The organism is Paenibacillus uliginis N3/975 (genome assembly GCF_900177425.1).
In the GTDB taxonomy this organism is placed as follows: domain Bacteria; phylum Bacillota; class Bacilli; order Paenibacillales; family Paenibacillaceae; genus Paenibacillus_AQ; species Paenibacillus_AQ uliginis.
In genome coordinates, this window is record NZ_LT840184.1 from 2,391,799 (window position 1) to 2,409,120 (window position 17,322).

At 45.3% G+C, this 17,322-nt stretch carries 12 protein-coding genes, 1 pseudogene and 1 other annotated feature (1 of these 14 only partly in view); of the genes and pseudogenes, 12 read left to right on the forward strand and 1 reads right to left on the reverse strand.

Going from position 1 to position 17,322, the window contains the following annotated elements:
- Nucleotides 1-36 precede the first annotated feature (36 nt).
- The 5 genes and pseudogenes from pxpB (at nucleotide 37) to B9N86_RS11385 (ending at nucleotide 4,148) form a co-directional block, all read left to right on the forward strand.
- Complete coding sequence (gene pxpB, locus B9N86_RS11365) at nucleotides 37-753, forward strand: 5-oxoprolinase subunit PxpB (RefSeq protein ID WP_208919320.1); 717 nt, start codon at nucleotides 37-39, stop codon at nucleotides 751-753.
- On the forward strand, nucleotides 750-1,772 hold the full coding sequence (locus tag B9N86_RS11370) for a 5-oxoprolinase subunit C family protein (protein ID WP_208919321.1): 1,023 nt from the start codon (nucleotides 750-752) through the stop codon (nucleotides 1,770-1,772). The genes pxpB and B9N86_RS11370 overlap by 4 nt, the downstream gene beginning before the upstream one ends.
- Nucleotides 1,747-2,508 (forward strand): LamB/YcsF family protein, encoded by a 762-nt coding sequence (locus B9N86_RS11375; RefSeq protein ID WP_208919322.1) that lies wholly within the window; start codon nucleotides 1,747-1,749, stop codon nucleotides 2,506-2,508. The genes B9N86_RS11370 and B9N86_RS11375 overlap by 26 nt, the downstream gene beginning before the upstream one ends.
- A 47-nt stretch (nucleotides 2,509-2,555) precedes the next feature.
- On the forward strand, nucleotides 2,556-3,203 hold the full coding sequence (locus B9N86_RS11380; RefSeq protein ID WP_208919323.1) for a pyroglutamyl-peptidase I: 648 nt from the start codon (nucleotides 2,556-2,558) through the stop codon (nucleotides 3,201-3,203).
- Between the two features lie 181 nt (nucleotides 3,204-3,384).
- A pseudogene (locus tag B9N86_RS11385) lies at nucleotides 3,385-4,148 on the forward strand (IS5 family transposase).
- 31 nt (nucleotides 4,149-4,179) lie between these two features.
- Here B9N86_RS11385 and B9N86_RS11390 read toward each other — a convergent pair.
- Nucleotides 4,180-5,313, reverse strand: a complete 1,134-nt coding sequence (locus B9N86_RS11390; RefSeq protein WP_208919324.1) for a phosphodiester glycosidase family protein — start codon at nucleotides 5,311-5,313, stop codon at nucleotides 4,180-4,182.
- Nucleotides 5,314-5,634: 321 nt separating this feature from the next.
- On the opposite strand from B9N86_RS11390, the gene B9N86_RS11395 reads away from it, so the two are divergent.
- The 7 genes from B9N86_RS11395 (at nucleotide 5,635) to B9N86_RS11425 (ending at nucleotide 17,067) form a co-directional block, all read left to right on the forward strand.
- Nucleotides 5,635-7,785 (forward strand): hypothetical protein, encoded by a 2,151-nt coding sequence (locus B9N86_RS11395; RefSeq protein ID WP_208919325.1) that lies wholly within the window; start codon nucleotides 5,635-5,637, stop codon nucleotides 7,783-7,785.
- 102 nt (nucleotides 7,786-7,887) lie between these two features.
- On the forward strand, nucleotides 7,888-8,583 hold the full coding sequence (locus B9N86_RS11400) for a DUF4274 domain-containing protein (RefSeq protein WP_208920239.1): 696 nt from the start codon (nucleotides 7,888-7,890) through the stop codon (nucleotides 8,581-8,583).
- A 232-nt stretch (nucleotides 8,584-8,815) separates the two neighbouring features.
- The gene (locus B9N86_RS11405; protein WP_208919326.1) at nucleotides 8,816-9,772 is read left to right on the forward strand and encodes an acetamidase/formamidase family protein; all 957 of its coding nucleotides are present in this window, start codon (nucleotides 8,816-8,818) and stop codon (nucleotides 9,770-9,772) included.
- A 171-nt stretch (nucleotides 9,773-9,943) separates the two neighbouring features.
- Entirely contained in the window at nucleotides 9,944-13,138 is a 3,195-nt protein-coding gene (locus B9N86_RS11410) for a bifunctional cytochrome P450/NADPH--P450 reductase (protein WP_208920241.1), read from the forward strand.
- 220 nt (nucleotides 13,139-13,358) lie between these two features.
- Entirely contained in the window at nucleotides 13,359-14,105 is a 747-nt protein-coding gene (locus B9N86_RS11415; RefSeq protein ID WP_208919327.1) for an alpha/beta fold hydrolase, read from the forward strand.
- A gap of 36 nt (nucleotides 14,106-14,141) precedes the next feature.
- Nucleotides 14,142-15,185: a P-loop NTPase family protein gene (locus B9N86_RS11420; RefSeq protein WP_425298583.1), complete on the forward strand. Its 1,044-nt coding sequence runs from the start codon at nucleotides 14,142-14,144 to the stop codon at nucleotides 15,183-15,185.
- A 349-nt stretch (nucleotides 15,186-15,534) separates the two neighbouring features.
- On the forward strand, nucleotides 15,535-17,067 hold the full coding sequence (locus tag B9N86_RS11425; RefSeq protein WP_208919329.1) for an ABC-F family ATP-binding cassette domain-containing protein: 1,533 nt from the start codon (nucleotides 15,535-15,537) through the stop codon (nucleotides 17,065-17,067).
- A gap of 118 nt (nucleotides 17,068-17,185) precedes the next feature.
- Nucleotides 17,186-17,322, forward strand: a binding site (T-box leader) (it continues 129 nt past the right edge of the window).

Below are 17,322 nucleotides of genomic sequence, written 5' to 3' on the forward strand. Positions count from 1 at the left end.
TAGCCATACAGATAAAAATAAGGAGGTTGATTGAAAATGATAAAGCCTCTTGCAATGCTTCCGCTGGGTGATTCGGCGGTACTTATCGAGTTAGGTCAAGTAATCAGCGAGTCGGTACACCGTCAGGTTCATGCTGCTTCGCAGTACATCGAGAACCATCCGTTTCCGGGTTACATCGAATGCATTCCTTCCTTCACAACAGTAAGTATCCACTACGACTTGCTCAAGCTACCCAGGCGTGACGGAGTCAGCTCTTCCTTTGAAGTTGTATGCTCACTTCTGAATGAATTGTTAAGTGAAATTGAGATTCAGGAAGAGCGGAGCCCTGTAGTCGTCGATATTCCGGTATGTTATGAAGAGGAATACGGACCCGATTTGGAAGTTGTAGCTACTATAAACGAGTTGACTCCGGAAGAAGTGATTCATATTCATACCGGGCAGGACTATCTTATATATGCACTCGGTTTTACTCCAGGCTTTCCTTATGTCGGTGGAGTATCTGAACAGATCTCGGCTCCTCGAAAAAGCACACCAAGACTTAAAGTTCCTTCTGGATCGGTCGGGATAGCAGGGAATCAGACAGGAATTTACCCAATCGAAACACCTGGTGGGTGGCAGATAATCGGCCGGACACCACTGGCTTTGTTTCTTCCGGAACAATATCCTCCGACGCTGCTTGAAGGGGGGCAATACATAAGGTTCCGGAGAATAGACCGTGAGGAGTTTTCATTTCTGAGAGGTGGCAGCGTATGAGCATAACAGTTATTAAACCTGGGTTATTGTCCACCGTCCAGGATTTGGGAAGATCACGGTATGGTAAATACGGGGTAAGCATGTCGGGCGCAATGGATCACTTTTCTCATCGCACAGCGAATTGGCTGGTCGGAAACGATGAAAGAGAGGCCACGCTTGAATTGACCTGGTCGGGCTTCACCACTCAATTCGAGCAGGATCAATGGATTGCAATCACTGGAGGAGATTTTTCGCCTGCAATTGAAGGTGTAAGTGTTCCGATGTGGCGGCCGGTGTTTGTTCGAAGAGGCAGTATACTCACTTTTCATAAACCAATTACCGGATGCAGATCATACTTGGCTGTCTCAGGTGGAATCGATGTCCCTGAGCTGCTGGGCAGTCGCAGCACCTATTTACGCGCTGGAATTGGTGGATTTCAAGGTAGGGCATTAAAGTCCGGGGATGTGATATGTGTCAAACCCGGCGGGTTCAACAAACATCCGATCGAATTTGATGAAGGCAGTTCTTTTTACTCGGTAAAATGGTCGGTTCCAACGACTTTATTTCCTTCCTATCACGATCATCCGACGATTCGTGTTACCTGCGGAAACCAATTTGATGATTTCGAAATGGAAAGCAGGAAGTCTCTGTATGATCAGACTTTTCAAGTGACACCCCAATCGGACCGCATGGGATACCGTTTGTCAGGAGCGCCGTTACGTTTAAGTTCAGTAGGTGAGTACACATCCGAAGCCGTGTCGCTGGGCACCGTTCAGGTCCCGGCCGACGGGCAGCCAATCATTCTGATGGCGGACCGTCAGACCCATGGAGGATATCCGAAGATAGCGCAAGTCGCGAGCATTGATATTCCGGTTATAGCCCAGGTGCCACCTGGGAGCTCTATACGATTCAGCGAGATTACCTTGAAGGAAGCCGAAACGTTATTTATTGAATGGAGCCAGAAGATCCGGTTTCTGTCCAAGATGATCTATATGAGGTTAAAGGAGGAGTTTCATGTTACAGGTGGATCTGAATTGTGATATGGGAGAGAGCTTCGGTGCATACCGTATAAATATGGATGAAGAGTTAATGAATCATGTAACCTCAGCTAACATTGCCTGCGGGTTCCATGCCGGAGATCCAGCCGTGATGCGTTCTACCGTTAAACAAGCGCTCAGTAAAGGAATATCTCTCGGTGCCCATCCCGGACTACCGGATCTTGCGGGCTTCGGGAGAAGAAACATGGATATTACACCGGACGAAGCCTATGACATGGTTACTTATCAGATTGGTGCACTTGACGCATTTGCCAAACAGGAAGGAGGCGTCCTGCGGCATGTGAAGCCGCACGGCGCTCTGTACAATATGGCAGCCACCTCCAGACCTCTTGCTGATGCAATAGCTGCCGCCGTTCAAGGTATCGATTCAAGCCTGATCTTGTATGGTCTATCTGGCAGTGAGTTGATTCAAGCCGGGCAGAGACTGGGGCTGTCAACAGCTCAAGAGGTGTTTGCAGACCGCACATATCAGGATAACGGTTCGTTAACTCCCAGACGGTTGTCAGGTGCGCTGATTACCGATTCCGAACAAGCCGTACAACAGGTTATCCGTATGGTGAAGGAAAAGGTGGTCCTATCTACATCTGGCAAGAGAATACCGATTCAAGCGGATACGGTGTGTATTCATGGAGACGGAGCCTATGCTTCCATGTTTGCATCCGTGCTTTGTTCCCGGCTTGCGGCCGAGGGAGTCGTTGTGAAAGCTGTTCGCGAGTGAGCAAGAGAATTGATTCATATTAACGATGACTATTAGGAGGCACTTCTATGAAAATATTAATATCCGGCTTTGAGCCTTTTGGCGGCAGCAGCATAAATCCGACAGAGCGACTAATACAGGAAATTGTAAATATACCTTTTGAAAATGTAGAGCTCAGAACAATATTGCTGCCTGTTTATTTTGATGAGTGTGCCGAATTGCTACTGCGTGAGATGGAATCTTTCAAACCTGATGCGGTTATTGCCTGCGGAGTTGCGGCCGGCCGGACATCTATTACCCCGGAACGCATCGCAGTGAATGTTAAAGATATCGCTCCTGATTCACCATATCCAGACAATCGGGGCGGCCGGCCGCAGGATGAGCTGATTCAACCGGGAAGCCCTGATGGGCTGTTCAGCCGACTGCCGATCCGCAAGCTGGTTGATCGGATGCGGGAACAAGGGATACCGGCCTCCATCTCCAACACAGCTGGAACTTTTATTTGCAACAATACGATGTATGCTGTGCTGGACTATATCCGGATTCATAACTTACCGATGCTTGGAGGTTTTGTTCACTTTCCGGCATCGACTGAAATGGCAGTGGACAAGCCCGGGCTCCCGACATTAACTCACGATTCGATGTTAAAAGGGCTGGAAGTCATCATTCAGACTACAATTGAAGAGTTGAAACATGGATTACAGGCAACGAAATAAGAACCGTGCAATGCACATGCAGCGATCAACCATCTGTTCAACGGTTTCTGCTGATCTTCTGGTTAAAGTTTCTGAACATACAAGAAGCCGCTCATCCCGAGCGGCTTCTTGTATTTAATCTGATAAACTAGGGCCTGTCTTCAAACTATAAAACTAGCATTATAAGTGGTAAAATCAGGTTATGAAGAGACGATACGAAATACATGACGATCAGTGGGAACTTATCAAAGACGTGTTGCCAGCCGAACGAAAGAAACAAGGAGGACGACCTGCAAAAAATAACCGGACCATGCTCAATGCCATGCTCTGGATTGCTAGAACCGGCGCGCCTTGGCGCGATTTACCGGAGTATTATGGTCCCTGGAAATCGGTTTACACTCGGTTTCGTCGGTGGCAAATGTCAGGCGTATGGGAGCGAGTCCTTGAACAGATTTCGATTGAACCCGACTTCGAAAATGTGATGATCGATGCGACGATTGTTCGCGTTCATCAACATGGAGCCGGAGCAAAAGGGGGCAGCAATTTCAGGCAATCGGCCGCTCCAGAGGCGGATTAACAACCAAAATCCATGCAATTGTAGATGCGCTGGGTAACCCTTTGCGTTTTGAACTCACCGGCGGCCAAAATCATGATTGTGTGACCGGTTATGACATGTTGAAATGCATGGAACTCGCTGGAGCAAACGTGTTGGCTGATCGAGCTTATGACACCAATGATATTCTCGATTTTCTTCATGAGCAGCAGGCTCAGCCCGTGATTCCGAGCAAAAAATCTCGTAAGATTCAGCGTGAATGTGACTGGTGGCTCTACAAAGAACGTCATGAAATCGAATGTTTTTTCAACAAGATTAAACACTACCGCCGGATAGCTACCCGGTTCGATAAATTAGCCTGTACGTTTAGAGCTTTTTTGACACTGGCTTCCATTATGGTTTGGTTGGCTTAGGTTTGAAGACAGGCCCTAGTCTGCATTATGTTTATTTATATTTTACGATAATCGCATTGCTGATCTGGCGTCCAGGTGACGTAAGATAAGAACCGTTGTAATAAAGGCCGCTGGAAGCACCGCCATCCAAATTCATGGCCTGATATGCACCAGCTTGTTTCATGATTTCAGCGAGCTGTGGAATGGTAGCGCCACCCGTCGTTAACAAGATGAGCTTATGATCCTTCGTAATGCCCAGAGCACTCCGAGCTCCGCCTCCGGTCAGGATTTTCGGATCACGGAACCCTTCTTTTTTAACATCAAGAGAAACCTTACCGTTTACGACTAATCGTGGACCTGCTTGTACGGCACCCGCCGATTTGCCTGACGTAAAGTGTTCTTTAAAATCCAGACCAGGGAGTAACTGAGCAAGGTTATTGGAGTCAAAAGTAAATACCGTTCGTCTGTCGGCAGGACTGTCTTTCAGAAGGTTGCCGCCTCCGACGATGTAACCATAAGGTGTTCTGTAAGAGCCTGGTGAGTATGCGTCAAAAAACGTTCCATTGATCGCTGTTACGGCGTTATTGCGTTTGGCCAAACTGCGCAAGTCTTCGACCTTGCCTACTTTATTGCCGGCAAGTACAACACCCAGTTCTACCTTGGGGTGAAGCAAAGAGACCGTAACGGTCTGTGCACTGAATGTACGCGAACCGACCTTAAAGGATTTACGTGAGGATACGATTGGCTTGGAGCTGGACGGAATTAGTGTGCCTGAAAGAACCGGCAAGGGGGTCGTAGTCTCCCCCTGGGAGATTTGGACCGACGAAGTATCTTTATTCCATGAAATATTGAGATTCAAATGTTGGCTAATAAATTGTAGTGGTACAAACGTATTACCGTTATCACGGAAAGGGGCTGCCTTTATTTCAGTCTTCTTGCCATTTACGTATGCCGTTCGTTTGCCAACATAGAGAGTAAGATTGGTATCTTCCATGGAGATATCGATTTTTTTCTGAGCTGATTGATAGTTGACCTTGATCCCTTCGTAGCTTTTTAACAATCCAACAGGAATGAAGGACTGACTGCTCTTATCCACATATACCAGCATTTTTGCTGGGGATGCGGCGTAGAGTGGCGTAACCAGTGTGAGCATGGCTAGCAGAACTAAAGCGGTGATTCTTTTCATGTACGGTTCTTCTCCTTTGTATGTATATAGCACGTAACAACGTGTTTATAGAGTATATCGGTATTTACTGACTCATAATGTAGCCGACAAATGCAAAGGAAACAAACTCCCCTGTAAAATGCGAAATTATACTGATAAGCCCTGAATGAGACTTGTGAAGAGTGAATCCATCAATCATTTAATTTTCAACAATCTGAAGTGATCCCTGCTACTTTCTACCTATTTTTTAGTGAAAAGGTAACAAGAAACATGATAAATGTCGATAAACTGGTATAGTACTGGAAAATACCTGCGTAACAGAGGAACAAAGGAGAGAAATGAATGATCGTTAACAGGAGAACAACCAAGTTATCTCTAGTCATTGTGATGATGCTGGCTATGGTATTTCCCACGAGCGTTTTTGCTGCGAACGGGGATCTGACATCTATCGCTTTTGACACGAATGAGGAAGAGATTCATCTAACTGTCGCCGAAACGACCAGACAGCTTCGCGTCCTGGCAACCATTGAAGGTTCTAGTGCCAAGAAAGATGTAACCAACGAGGCGACATGGACTTCTTCCAGCACCAAAACAGTTAAGGTTGAGGGTGGATTGCTTACACCGCTCGATAAGGGAACGGCAACAATTACAGCTAAATACAAAGGCTCAATAGCCACGGTTAAAGTAATATCTAAATATGCGGCCGAAGAGTTTGCAATTAACCAACCTAAAGAGGTTGAGTATAAGCTCGGTACGGAAGGCATTGAAGTTAAAGCACTTACCGACGGTACGAATGATGTTACTTCGGAAGCTAAATGGACATCCTCCGATGAAGGTGTCGTTACCGTTGATAAAGGCCAGTTGAAGCTGATCGGCAGAGGTAATGCAACGATTACAGCTTCATATAAAGGTCTCAGCGCGTCTTATAAAGTGAAAGTAATATCACCTTACGAGAAGCTTGCCATCTCTCCAGGTGAAGATCAGGAGCTCCTCGTTGGAGATGATCCTGTAGAGCTTAAGGTTTACGCTAGAACATCAGATTCTGAAACAGGTCTGGGTACAGAGGTGACAGATAAAGAGGAGCTTAAGCTTAAATCTTCCGATACTTCTGTAGCGAAGATAAATGACGACGGCAAGCTGGAGCCTGTAGCATTAGGTAAAGCGACGATCACCGCGACTTATCTTGGAACTACCGCTTCAATCGATGTTTACGTGCGTAACCCATATGAAGCCTTGATCTTGACCGAGCCGGATTTCATTAAAAATCCACTGATGTTCCTGAATGATCAGACAACGATTAAGGCTATGGTACGTAATGCGGCAACGGAATCAAATGAGGTCGCTGCGACATGGACATCCTCTAATCCGCTAGCAGTAACAGCAGATGGTGGAAAAATTACGGCGAGAGCAACAGGTACTTCCAATATCAAAGTTTCATATCTTGGAATATCTAAAGAATTCCGTGTGACTGTATTACCGACCGTTACAGAGTTCAAAACAGACGAAACCGAATTTAAACTTCTTAAAGACGAGTCCAAGTCGGTACCAAAGGTAACTGGAACATTGCTTGATCTCGAGAAACAGGATTTCAGCAAATCCGTACAGTGGACAACGAGTGATGAGAAAGTAGCAACTGTAGACGACGACAAAATCAAGGCCCAGGCTAAAGGTGAAGCGGTCTTGACCGGGAAAATCGGCAGCAAAGAAGTGGCTGAGGTTAAGGTAATCGTTAATGAGAAAGTACTGATCCTTTTGCCTTCCATTGAGGAATATCAGATTGTTACAGGTAGAACTGAGGATCTGCCGAAAGTATCGGCTGTACTTGAAAACGGTGATGAGGAAGAGGTGAGTTCATCCGTTGAATGGTCGTTAACGGGTACTGCTGCTGTCATCAAGGATGGCCGGATTAAGGGACTGACTAAAGGTTCTACAGTTCTTAAAGGAACTTATTTAAATCAAAGTATCAAGATCCCCGTACTTGTGGAACAGGAGATTGTTAAGATCATCGTAGACCCTGAAACGGTTGAACTAAATATCAAGAAATCTAAATCTATTAAAGCAACAGGATACTATGCGAATGGAAAAACCGTTGCACTGTCGACTAAAATGAATTGGGTCTCATCGAATCCAAAAGTAGTAACGACAAGCCGTTCTTCCGTTAAAGCTGTCGGAGAAGGGACGGCAACTGTTAGTGGTTCGTATCAAGGTATTTCGGTTAGTGTAAAAGTGAATGTGGTGCCGAAGCTGACAAAGTTAACTGCCAGTGAGAAGAAGCTGAAATTGGCCCCAGGTGCTGTCAAAACCGTATCGTTGACGGCTGAATATGACACCGGTAAGACAAGTAGCGTAACAGGCAGTGCACAGTGGTCTAGCAGCAACACATCTGTTGCCAAAGTAACTGACGGCAAAATCGAAGCGGTATCTAAAGGAACCGCACGTATTAAAGCTAAGCTTGGTACCAAAACTGTGACTGTTACGGTTTCTGTAAAATAACTCAAAAGAGCAGCTTCCGGATTGAAGGAAGCGGCTCTTTTTTTATATAATGTTGGCCATTAGGGCAGGAGAAGACGAAAGAAGGGATTACGATTGAACTGGATGGAAGTTAGTAAATCCAAAGATGCACAGATTGCAGCTTCCGCTGCGAAAGTGTTGGATATCAACGCGCGGGATGAACGCGGCCGAACGCCTTTAATGCTTTTCCTTACAAATAAGATGCCGCCTGATGCGATCAAGGTTCTGCTGATGAACGGAGCAGATCTTGAAGCCGAGGATAAACTGGGTGATACGGCACTTAAGAAAGCAGTGAAGTTTAAGCAAACAGAAGCCCTTAAGCTTCTCTTGGAATATGGCGCTAAGCTTGATTCGCCGCTGGGGATTTTGGGAACGGCTTGGAATTCTGCACGGAGCGATAAGTCAATGGCCGATCTGCTGCTAGAGACGGAGGGAGCGATTCGCCTCACGCTGACTAAGGCGGAACAAGAGCGTGTAGACGATCTTCTATATGAGGAATCGAAGAAGAAGGCGTATGATAAAATCCGCCAGTTAGACTCTCCCGTTCTGCTGCATGCGGTAGTGAACGGCTATAACTGGGATGATGGTCCGGAGTCGATGATGGCGGTTTTTGAGAATCCTGTTTGTGCGGAAATTACGCTGCTTGATATGTATGATCTAATGGATGGGGATTACTGGCTGGAGGAAGACGAAAGCAATCTGGATGATCTAGACGAAGGAAAACGTTTCAGGGAACTTGCATCAAAGCTGAAGGAAAAGCTAGCACGCTCGAAAAACTAAAGTTTACAGGCTTACTCCAAAAAAATTAATGATGACCTGCCGGGTAAGATACCGGTAGGTTTTTTGTTGTGGTTAAACTTTAGCAATTACAAAAAAACTCTGAAGGGTAAAATTTATTACTCTATAAAGAAATAAGTATTGACTGTTAGAGTAATTTAAATTACTTTATAAAGTAAATATACATTCATTTTTTTACCAGGTCTATTACAAAATCATGTGAGGAGTGTGGATCATGTCAAGTATTCACTATCTAAAGCCAGAGCTTGATACACTTCACGGTTTTTTCAGCAAAGATTTGGAACCTGCACTGAAGATTGACTCTGGAGATACGGTTGTGTTTCAGACACTGGATGCCGGGTGGGGTTTGGAGAATCGTTCAGCTCCGGGACAACCCAGAAGAAAGTTCACTGAGAGAAAAGAAAGCCGGGAATGCAAACAGTTTGGTCATGCATTGGTTGGTCCGATCTATATTGAGCAAGCCAAACCGGGTCAAACCTTAGAAATTGTAATCAATGAAATAGTTCCCGGGGAGTGGGGGTGGACTTCGGCAGGAGGCTTTCCAAGCTATTGGAATAAGAAGATGGAGCTGACAGAAGAGAAAGAAATAACAATGGATTTCGAACTAGACATTGAGCAGATGGTCGGAAGAAGCCAGTTCGGTACCTTTAAGTACAGTGTTCCTTTAAACCCCTTCATGGGAGTTATGGGGATGCCACCTAAGGAGGAGGGAAAGCATACAACTTTTGTACCTCGGGCTTACGGTGGAAATATGGATTGTAAAGAACTACAAGCCGGAAGTACCCTGTATTTACCGATTCCGGTAGAAGGCGGACTGTTCTCGACGGGTGATGGTCATGCAGCGCAAGGAGACGGAGAAGTTTCCGGGCCTGCACTGGAATGTCCAATGGATAAAGTTAGCTTAACCTTTCATGTCAGGGACGACATGCCGTTAACGATGCCCCGAGCGAAGACAAAAAATGGATGGCTGACGATGGGGTTCCACGAAGATTTGGAAGAAGCCATGTGGATCGCTTTAAATGGAATGTTGGACCTAATGATGACAACGTATAACATTTCACGTGTAGAGGCATATGCTTATGCTTCGTTGACTGTAGACCTTCGAATTACCCAAATCGTCAATGTATCAAAAGGAGTTCACGCCTTTCTACCATTTCATGCGCTTCGTTGATCTACAACTGGAGAATAAAACAACCTGAAAACCGCTGAGTATCAGCGGTTTTATTAATATTAAGTAGCATGTATATAGGGACGAGGTGATGCAAACAATAACTTGTTAGTGCCATAGCAAACAAACAGTTAACATCGAGATTGGATATATTGGAGGAGAAATGAAATGCAGATGAACGATGAATTTCAAATTCCGCAGCCCAAAACGTATGGTCCACTAGGAAATTTACCTACGTACAACCTGGAAAAGCCGATACAATCCTTGACGGAGTTGGCTTATGAATTGGGCCCGATCTTCCGCATGCAGCTCCCGGGAGGCCGTAACGATATTTACATATCAAGCGAGGAACTTGTGGCCGATGCCTGTGACGAGGACCGTTTTGATAAAAGGGTATGGGCACCACTTCAAAAAGTGCGATCATTTGGTGGAGACGGCCTGTTTACCAGCTGGACGGAAGAGCCGAATTGGCAAAAAGCACACAACATTCTCATTCCAAGCTTCAGCCAACGAGCAATGCAGAGCTATCATTCCATGATGGTAGATATCGCTGTTCAGTTGGTCCAAAAGTGGATGCGCTTGAATCCAGATGAAAACGTCAATGTACCGGAAGACATGACCCGTCTTACGTTGGATACGATTGGACTCTGCGGGTTTAATTACCGCTTTAACAGCTTTTACCGCGAGCAGCCACATCCGTTTATTACAAGCATGGTCAGAGCGCTAGACGAAGCGATGAGTCAGCTTAGCCGTCTTGGAATCCAGGAAAAATTGATGGTCATCACCAAACGTCAATTCAAGCAGGACATTGATACGATGTTTTCTTTGGTGGATAAAATCATTTCAGAACGTAAATCCGGTGAGGATCAAGAAGCGGAAGATTTACTCTCTCGAATGCTGACAAGCAAAGATCCGGAGACTGGCGAAGGACTGAATGATGAAAATATCCGTTATCAGATCATCACATTTCTCATTGCAGGTCATGAAACTACGAGCGGATTGTTATCATTTGCAATCTACTTTCTTATGAACAATCCCGAAGTGCTGCGAAAAGCATACGAAGAGGTCGATCGCGTTCTGACAGAACCTACCCCAAAGTACAAACAGGTTCTGGAACTGAAGTACATTCGGATGATTTTGAATGAAACGTTGCGATTGTGGCCAACGGCTCCAGCTTTTTCGGTATATGCCAAAGAAGACACGGTTCTGTCCGGTAAATACCCACTGCAAAAAGGCGATAGCGTCAACGTCTTGATTCCTAAGCTTCATCGTGACCCGACAGCCTGGGGAGATGATGTGGATGATTTCCGGCCTGAACGGTTCCAGGATCAAAGTAAGGTGCCGATTCACGCTTACAAGCCTTTTGGAAATGGCCAACGGGCTTGTATTGGTCAGCAGTTTGCACTACATGAGGCGACACTGGTATTAGGGATGATTTTGAAGCATTTCGAGTTTTTCGATCATGATCAATATCAGTTGAAGGTGAAGGAAACATTAACATTGAAACCCGATGACTTTGAAATTAAGGTTCGTGTACGGGAGCAGTCGGCGGTTCAGACCATAATACAGCCAGAAGAACGTTCTGCGGATCATAACAATACGAAAAAAGATGTTTTTCAAGGAGCCACTTTAACCGGAGGCAATCATATTCCTTTGCTCGTGCTGTACGGTTCTAATCTTGGAACAGCCGAAAGTATAGCCAGAGAGATTGCAGACGTTGCCCGACTTCAAGGGATGCAGGTGGAAGCCGCCTCACTAAACAGCCGGATCAACAATCTTCCGGATGAAGGCGCCGTTATCATCGTCGCGGCCTCCTACAACGGAAAGCCGGCCAGTAATGCCCGTGAATTCCTACAATGGCTGGAACTGCTGGAAGAGGACGAATTGAGAGGTGTTAAATATGCGGTGTTTGGGTGTGGAGATCGCACCTGGGCAAATACGTATCAGGTAGTACCGAGACGAATTGACGAACTACTGCATCTGAAAGGAGCTGAACGGATATCGGAACGGGGTGAAGGCGATGCCAGCGGGGATTTTGAAATGCAGCTCGAAGTATGGAGAAGCCGACTGAGGGATGATCTGATAAAGGCATTTGATCTTAAGCTGAATCCTGCTGCGGAGAAGGAAAGAAACTCGCTGAATGTAAAATTTGTTCATGGGGTTGCAGGGACGCCCCTTGCACAGTCCTACGATGCCTTCCATGCAGCAGTCACCGTGAACCGTGATCTTCAAGCACCTGAAAGTGAACGCCGTACCAGACATATTGAGGTCGCACTTCCTTCGGGAGTAAGTTATGAAGAAGGGGATCATCTTGGAGTCCTGCCTGCGAACAGACGCATGAATGTAGATAGGATTTTGCAGCGTTTTGGATTAAATGGAAATGAACATCTTGTTCTTTCATCCAGTGGAAGAAGCGCAGCCCATCTACCTCTGGAACGACCGGTAAGCTTGTATGATCTGCTCAGCCACAGCGTTGAGGTTCAGGATGCGGCTAGCAGGGCTCAACTACGAGAGCTTGCGGCATATACCGCTTGTCCTCCGCATAAGCGTGAACTGGAAGCACTTCTGGAAGAAACGGTTTATAAAGATCAGGTGCTGAGTAAACGCCTCACCATGTTGGATTTGCTCGAAAAATATGAGGCCTGTGAAATGCCGTTTGAGCGTTTTCTTGAACTGCTTCCTCCCTTAAAACCAAGATACTATTCCATTTCCAGTTCCCCTAGGGTTAATTCAGATGCTGCCTCTATTACGGTGGGGGTAGTTAGAGGACCTGCAAGGACCGGCAAAGGTGAATACTTTGGAGTAGCTTCGAATTACCTTGCAGATCTTCAGCCTGGCGAGGGAATGATCATGTTCATCCGAACACCGGAATCGGGATTCCGACTGCCGGACAATCCGGAAACTCCGATTATTATGGTAGGCCCGGGAACCGGAGTAGCTCCATTTCGCGGATTTTTACAGTCACGCAGCATGATGAAACAGAACGGTAAGGGTATTGGTGAAGCACACTTGTTCTATGGATGCCGAAATGAATTGGACTACATTTACAGGGATGAAATGGAGCAATTTGAGAAGGACGGTTTGGTGAAACTTCATATTGCTTGTTCGAGACTTGAGGGAACACCAAAAACATATGTTCAGCATTTGTTGAATGAACAATCCGCGCACATGATTGATATTCTGGATCTACAAGGTGGATATCTGTATATTTGCGGAGACGGAAAAAGAATGGCTCCTGAGGTTGAAGACGTTTTTCATAACGCATATATGTCTAAACATGGAGTAGGTGAAGAGAAAGCAAGTAAGTGGCTTCAACAGCTTCAGGATGAAGGCCGATATGCTAAAGATGTATGGTCAGGGGATAATTAAAATATTTAAGCCATCGATTATTTCGATGGCTTTTTTTGATATCTGTTTTTTTAGATCGGATTATAATTACGTTACAAAGAAATTATTAATACGTTTTAACGAAATGATTATTGACTAAACACGTAATTTAAATTACTCTTTAAAGTAACGACATGTGGAAAATCATCTCAATTATTCACAATAGTCTATTAGCTTCTAATCATGAAGGAGGATGCTTCAAATGAAGTTAACGGAAAGCAGAGTTAATAATCAGGGCGTCATGATCCATGTTGCCGAAACAAATGCCGGTTCGAAAGAGATGATGATACCTCTCGTCATTATCCCGGGTTTATCCGAATGCGCAGAAGATTACTTACCGATTATGAAACGATTTGCTCCCAGACATTGTGTGGTGATTACCTTGCGCGGCAGAGGGAAGAGTGACTCGCCTTCCAGTGGATATACGTTGGAAGATCACATCAGTGATATTGATGCGGCAATCCAGCAGTTGAAGCTTACCGATTTTATATTATTAGGCTACTCCAGAGGAGTCGCCTACACGATTGGTTATGCACTGCAAAACACGTCTTTATTAAAAGGCCTTATTATCGGCGATTATCCTGCCGTCCACACGCAATTAAGGGACGGTTGGGTAGATTTCATGGCTACTATGCCCCCTTGGAGGGGGAAAACGATACTGGAGAGAATGAGCCGGGAAGCTTTGGAAGCGCTGCAGAAGGAGTCCGTAAACGTTGTTTTTTGGGATGAGCTTTCCCGGATAACTTGTTCAACCCTTATTATTCAGGCAGGTAAAGATACACCGCTGTCACCTGAAGCGCTGCAGATGTATAAAGAGCAATGGCCTGACGCTGAGATTGTCGTTTTTGATGAATTCGATCATAATCTATTTGAGCCCAATGCTGAGATTTTTATTGAAACGGTCGATCATTTTATGAGGAAAGTGGATAGAATGAGCGAAAACCAGTAACTGAATGAAAAGGAAGGGAACGACTTCATGGAACCGATGAAACTTAAACTAAATGTGTCCTTGTTAAGACAAAGAGTACCAAACCTAACTACTGCAGCACGTTCCGCAGGATTGCGTCCAGCCACGGTCTCCAATCTGTGCACGGGCAAGATCCCTGTAGGTCGGGCAGAAGTCCGAACGATTGCAGCACTAGCCGCTCTGGCGAAATGCAGTATAGATGAGTTGATTCTTAATGGAGAAGCGGTTGATATGATTGAAACAAAAATAAAGACGCTTGACCTGTTCGCCCCGTTAGCCAAAGGGGGGACTGTCGGTTTAGTGGCCCGGCCGGGAATGGGGCAGCTTGTGCTTCTTGGTGAACTGTTCCATCATTTTAAGCGCGACGGTTACTTGACACTTCTGCTAAAGCCTGAAGGAAATTATCCGGAGCTGCAGGATATGCTAGATGATGTGGAGAAAGTCGCTTATTCCATAGAAGATGTGTATAGCATGATTACAGCTGCTGGGCCGGATAAAGAAATTGTTTTTGCAGCTGATCGGGAGCATGTACTGACTGGTAAAATTTACGACTTGCAGGAACGCCTTCAGAATGAAGGAATTGTCAATGTTACAACTTTTTTGGTAGACCTCAAAGGGGCGGTCGTGGATGAAGATATACCGTATGGACCGCTTGAGACCTTATGGGTTTTCGATGCGGATCTTGCCGCTAGACACAAGTATCCGGCTGTAAATCCGATGCACTCAACATCCTCTGTACTGGAAGGCGTTCATCTAGACCAAAATCATTTAACAGTACAACAGCGGGCCCAAAAGCTATTGCGGCGGTACCGTGAGTTGCGTGCGCTTGTCAATGTGAAGGGGCTTGCCGGGATACCTGCTTCAGAAGTGGAAACCTATCACCGGGGCGAGCGACTGGAAGCGTATCTTACTCAGCCTTTCTGCATTGCCGAAGCGTTTACCGGAACAAAAGGAGAGTCAGTCAGTCTTCAGGACACATTATCGGATGTCCAATCGATTCTTAATGGAAGTATAGATCACATCCCGGTTGAAAGCCTATATTTCATTGGCCGGCTCCCGTAAGGGCGCATCTTGTATTGACATATCCTGAATAATCCAGTTATACTTCAAGAGTCGTACATGTAACTAAAATCAATAACATTTTGAAATGAGGAGGAAGGATATATGTTCTTTTTGTCTACTGTTTTAATTCGGAAAATGGGATAGACGGGAGAAGTCTACCCATTTATAGCTATTCCAACCGAAGAACAGTAGATCGAGAACGTCATTCTTCCTTGTCTTTACAATGACATATTGTAATGGGTAGGGTGTGTTCACCTTACCCATTTTTTGTTATATCTAAATTGAATAACGTTCTTTCCTATTGCTCTTCCGGTTGGCTTCAGAATTGAAACCTAAGGAGAGAGTAAGGATGAGTATTGTAAACGTAGAACAACTTAAGCATACGTATGGAGATAAACAACTTTTTAACGGATTGGATTTCCGTCTGCTGCAAGGAGAACACGCAGGATTGGTCGGAAACAACGGGGCTGGAAAATCAACACTGCTTCGCATGCTGACAGAAGAGATCATTCCGGATTCCGGTTCGGTTACCTGGCTACCGGGAGTAAAGGTTGGTTTCCTCCAGCAGCATCTAGATTTGAAAGCCGGAACAACGGTGTTGGAAGCATTACAGGATGTATTCCGTCATCTGTATGATCAGGAGCGCAAAATGCTTCAATTGGCTGCGCAAATGTCTTCTGCTTTAGGGGATATGGAATCACTATTAACACAGTATGGGAAGATTCAGAGCAGCCTAGAGCATAGTGGCTTCTATCATTTGGATTTACAAATTCAAGAGGTTGCTGCTGGACTAGGCATATTGGATCTTGGGATCGACCGTGATGTCAGTGAACTGAGCGGAGGCCAGCGCACCAAGCTGCTGCTAGGAAAGCTTTTGCTGGATCAACCGGATGTGTTGCTGCTTGATGAACCGACAAACTACTTGGATGATGTGCATATAGAGTGGTTAACTGCATATCTGAAACGTTATGAGTCAGCTTATCTCGTTGTGTCTCATGATGAGAAGTTCATGAATGAAGTAACGAGTACGATTTTCCATTTGGAGCATCAGACGATCAAGCGATATCCTGGAAACTATATCGCTTTTCAAAACCGATATGAGCTGAGCCGTAACCAATTGCAAGAAGCTTATGTACGGCAGCAGAAGGAAATTGGAAGGCTTGAAAGTTTTGTTCAGAAGAACCGAAACCGTAATGCCAAACAGGCGAAGAGCAGAGAAAAAATGCTGGACAAAATTCAGCGCATCGAGATCCAGAAAACAGCACCTAAACCCCGCTTTAAGTTTACAGTGAACAAAGAACCTGTTAACAAGATTATTGAGACAAAGCATCTTCAGGTTGGTTATACCCACCCACTGTTTAGTCCAAAAGATCTTATGATTAAGCGGGGGGAGAAGATCGCAATAACCGGTCATAACGGAATCGGTAAATCAACCATGCTAAAAACATTGCTTGGTAATATTGCGCCACTCAGCGGTTCTTTACAGATGGGCGATGGTGTTCATCCTGCTTATTATGCGCAGGAACACGAAGCTTATCAAGAGACGCCGCTTGAACATTTATGGAGCTATCGACCTGATCTCACACAAAAAGAAATCAGGCAGACGCTGGCGAGTGCCGGATTGACCGATAAGCATATAAGGCGTTCGATATCGATGCTAAGCGGTGGTGAACAGGCGAAGGTGCGATTGAGCAAGCTGATGATCACACCGGGCAATGTACTTGTGCTTGATGAACCGACCAACCATCTTGACGTCATCGCTAAAGAATCATTGAAAGACGCTTTATCCCAATATACCGGTACTATTGTGCTTGTCTCGCACGAGCCTGATTTTTATCTGGACTGGGTAACACAGGTGTGGTCTGTACAGGATTGGTGTTAATTTTGATCAATCACGTGATAAAATAACGAAAAGTGATAAATGGGCGGGGATTCGTCTATAATAAGGTTGACATCGTTCAATGTTATCCTTAAGATAACGATTAACTTGAATATTTTATGAAAAAGCAATGAAGAGAAAGAGTACTATGGTGATATCTTTGAACAGAGAGCTCCGGTAGCTGAAAAGGAGTAAAGAAGATCTGTGGGAATATGGTCTCTGAGCTGCGCATCGAACCCCGATTGGGATGTAGGCTGC

What these genes read in the sequence shown, in the direction of transcription:
- B9N86_RS11370 (WP_208919321.1), top strand. Translation starts at nt 750, where the DNA reads ATGAGCATAACAGTTATTAAACCTGGGTTATTGTCCACCGTCCAGGAT.
- B9N86_RS11405 (WP_208919326.1), top strand. Translation starts at nt 8,816, where the DNA reads ATGTCAAGTATTCACTATCTAAAGCCAGAGCTTGATACACTTCACGGT.
- B9N86_RS11400 (WP_208920239.1), top strand. Translation starts at nt 7,888, where the DNA reads ATGGAAGTTAGTAAATCCAAAGATGCACAGATTGCAGCTTCCGCTGCG.
- pxpB (WP_208919320.1), top strand. Translation starts at nt 37, where the DNA reads ATGATAAAGCCTCTTGCAATGCTTCCGCTGGGTGATTCGGCGGTACTT.
- B9N86_RS11375 (WP_208919322.1), top strand. Translation starts at nt 1,747, where the DNA reads ATGTTACAGGTGGATCTGAATTGTGATATGGGAGAGAGCTTCGGTGCA.
- B9N86_RS11410 (WP_208920241.1), top strand. Translation starts at nt 9,944, where the DNA reads ATGAACGATGAATTTCAAATTCCGCAGCCCAAAACGTATGGTCCACTA.
- B9N86_RS11415 (WP_208919327.1), top strand. Translation starts at nt 13,359, where the DNA reads ATGAAGTTAACGGAAAGCAGAGTTAATAATCAGGGCGTCATGATCCAT.
- B9N86_RS11395 (WP_208919325.1), top strand. Translation starts at nt 5,635, where the DNA reads ATGATCGTTAACAGGAGAACAACCAAGTTATCTCTAGTCATTGTGATG.
- B9N86_RS11420 (WP_425298583.1), top strand. Translation starts at nt 14,142, where the DNA reads ATGAAACTTAAACTAAATGTGTCCTTGTTAAGACAAAGAGTACCAAAC.
- B9N86_RS11380 (WP_208919323.1), top strand. Translation starts at nt 2,556, where the DNA reads ATGAAAATATTAATATCCGGCTTTGAGCCTTTTGGCGGCAGCAGCATA.
- B9N86_RS11425 (WP_208919329.1), top strand. Translation starts at nt 15,535, where the DNA reads ATGAGTATTGTAAACGTAGAACAACTTAAGCATACGTATGGAGATAAA.
- B9N86_RS11390 (WP_208919324.1), bottom strand. Translation starts at nt 5,313, where the DNA reads ATGAAAAGAATCACCGCTTTAGTTCTGCTAGCCATGCTCACACTGGTT.